Source organism: Phenylobacterium sp. (genome assembly GCF_031360265.1).
Classification (GTDB): Bacteria; Pseudomonadota; Alphaproteobacteria; order Caulobacterales; family Caulobacteraceae; genus Phenylobacterium.
In genome coordinates this window covers 1-2,411 of the sequence record NZ_JANMBF010000036.1, presented here as the reverse complement: position 1 = coordinate 2,411, position 2,411 = coordinate 1, and the positions used below count along the sequence as shown (strand labels likewise).

The 2,411-nt window shown below is 70.1% G+C and carries 3 protein-coding genes; 1 reads left to right on the top strand and 2 read right to left on the bottom strand.

Translation table 11 applies throughout. The annotated features are described in order from the left end of the window. Both RMN86_RS03040 and RMN86_RS03035 read right to left on the bottom strand, forming a co-directional pair. A partial coding sequence (locus tag RMN86_RS03040) for a beta-galactosidase (RefSeq protein ID WP_309604351.1) occupies positions 1 to 199 on the bottom strand: 199 nt, incomplete at its 3' end. A gap of 66 nt (positions 200 to 265) precedes the next feature. After that, positions 266 to 1,150, bottom strand: a complete 885-nt coding sequence (locus RMN86_RS03035) for a hypothetical protein (protein WP_309604350.1) — start codon at positions 1,148 to 1,150, stop codon at positions 266 to 268. 84 nt (positions 1,151 to 1,234) lie between these two features. On the opposite strand from RMN86_RS03035, the gene RMN86_RS03030 reads away from it, so the two are divergent. Beyond that, positions 1,235 to 2,398: an acyl-CoA dehydrogenase family protein gene (locus RMN86_RS03030; RefSeq protein ID WP_309604349.1), complete on the top strand. Its 1,164-nt coding sequence runs from the start codon at positions 1,235 to 1,237 to the stop codon at positions 2,396 to 2,398. Positions 2,399 to 2,411: the final 13 nt, after the last annotated feature.

Sequence of the window (2,411 nt, the reverse complement as noted above, 5' to 3'; positions counted from 1 at the left end):
TGAGGCCGGCGGCGGCCAGCGTCTCGACCGCCCGGTCCAGCCAGGCCCAGTCAAAGCGCCCCGGCTCCGGCTCGATCCGGCTCCAGCCGAATTCGCCGATGCGCACCCAGCTCAGGCCCATCTGCGCCATCCGCCGCGCGTCCTCGGGCCAGTCGCCTTCGGGCCAGTGCTCCGGGTAGTAGCAGACCCCCAGCTTCATGCCGGCTCGCGCCTCAGATCGACCAAGTCCCGCCTCCGAACCGCGTCCCGCCCCGCCCCCCGGACCTTAACTCCACAGCGGAGACGAAGCCTTGAGCAGACGCGACATCATCAACAGGCGCGCCACCGGCCGGCCGTCAGCCGCATCCTTCAGCGTGCTCTCGTACCAGACCGCCTCGGTCTTGGGCGACTCGCCCAGCGCCACGACGCGCCCGTCCGCCAGATAGTCATGGTCCACGAAGACCGGTCCGTCGAGGAACTGCAGTTCGATCGCCCCGAACATGCCGACGAACGGGCCATCTGTGCGGAACAGCGGCCCTTCGACAGCGCGCAGGGCGTCGATGGCGATCGCCGGCGCCGCGACGACCTCGCCATGGATCTTGGCGTAGCCATAGGCGGCCATCGGCTCGGTGATGCCGCGCAGGCGCAGGACCGCGGTCTCGCCGTCGAGCCGGGTGGCGACGTCCTTGACCGCGTCGCCGACCGCGGAGCCGGCCAGCATGCGCAGGTCTGTCGCGGGCCGCGCCACGGCCAGGCGTTGGCGCAGCGCGGATTGCGGATCAGGGCCGCCGACCGACGCGGTGCCCTCGCACACCCGGCGATCCTCGGCGTCGAGCATCCAGGCCTCGGCCCGACGCAGGCCAGAGGCGACCTCCTGGCGCGGGCCGACGAAGGCGCGCACCGGCTCGCCATCGGTGGTGGCGTTGAGGAAATAGAGCGACAGGCCGCCGGTCCGCGCCCATTCCGGCCCGAACGCCGCCTCCAGCAGCGGCGGAAACTGTTCGAAATGGATGTTGCCCGCCACCGTGCCGCCGCGAAACCCCAGCCTGTGGGCTGTGGCGTCATCGTGGATCGAGCCGACGGAGTCCCTGGAGAAATTCACCGGCCGTCGCACCGGACCCGCCAGGGTCTCGCCGAGCGTCTCGACGCCGAAGGGCTGCGCAGCGTTCATTCCATCCTCCCCTTGAGGCGCTTGACCGGCGTCGGCCGAGCCGTCCTTATTGAACCAATCGTATAATAGCTCGCCAGGTTGTCTATGGACCTCGACATCTCCGACCGGGATCGCGCCTTCCAGGCCCAGGTCCGCAGCCTGATCGCGGAGAGCTTTCCAGCCGGCGCGCCCTACGACGAGGCGATCTGGCACGCGGCCCTGACGCGAAGGGGCTGGGCCGCCAACAAGTGGCCCGAGGCGTTCGGCGGCCCCGGCTGGACCCCGACGCAGAGCTTCATCTGGGAACGGGAGACCACGGCGGCCGGCCTGCCGCCACAGGTGGGGGGTATGGGCATGGGCATGCTGGCCCCGATCCTGTTCGGCTACGGCTCGAGGGACCAGCAGGATCGCTTCCTGCCTGACATCTTGGCCAACCGCGTGCGCTGGTGCCAGGGCTATTCGGAGCCCGGCGCGGGGTCGGACCTGGCCTCGCTGCGAACCCGGGCAGTGCGCGCGGGCGAGGTCTATGTGGTCGACGGCGAAAAGCTGTGGACCAGCGGGGCGCATGAGGCGGACTGGATGTTCTGCCTGGTCCGCACGGCGGTGGAGCCCAAGCGCCAGGCCGGGATCACCTTCCTCTTGATCGACATGCACGCGGCCGGCGTGACGGTGTCGCCGATCGTCTCGATCGATGGCCGGCACATGTTCAACCGGGTGGTGTTCGACGCCGTGGTCGTGCCGGTCGAAAACCGCATCGGCGAAGAGGGCCAGGGCTGGACCTACGCCAAGGGGCTGTTGACCCACGAGCGCACCGGGCAGGCGTTCGTCTCGCTGTCGCTGGACCTGGTGCGGCGCATCCGCCTGGCCGCCGCGACGATCCCCGGCGAGCAGGGGGCGCGGCTGATCGATGACCCGGGTTTCGCCGGCCGGCTGGGCCTGGCCGAAATCGAACTGCGGGCGCTGGAGGCCACCGAGATGCGAACGCTGTGGGAGGTGCAGGCCGGATCGGCGCCGGGCGCGCAGTCTTCGATGCTGAAGCTGAAAGGGACCGAGATCGTCCAGCGGATGACCGAATTCTTCGTGGAATGCGCCGGCCCCTATGCGGCGCCCTGGTTTCCCGCCATCGCCGGCCCCGCGCCGCCGCCTGTCGGACCGGACTGGGCAGGGCCGGAAGTGACGCGCTATCTCGAAGCCCGCGCCGCCAGCATCGCCGGCGGGTCCGACGAGATCCAGCGCAACATCATCGCCAAGCAGGTGCTGAAGATCTGAACCCTCAGGTGCG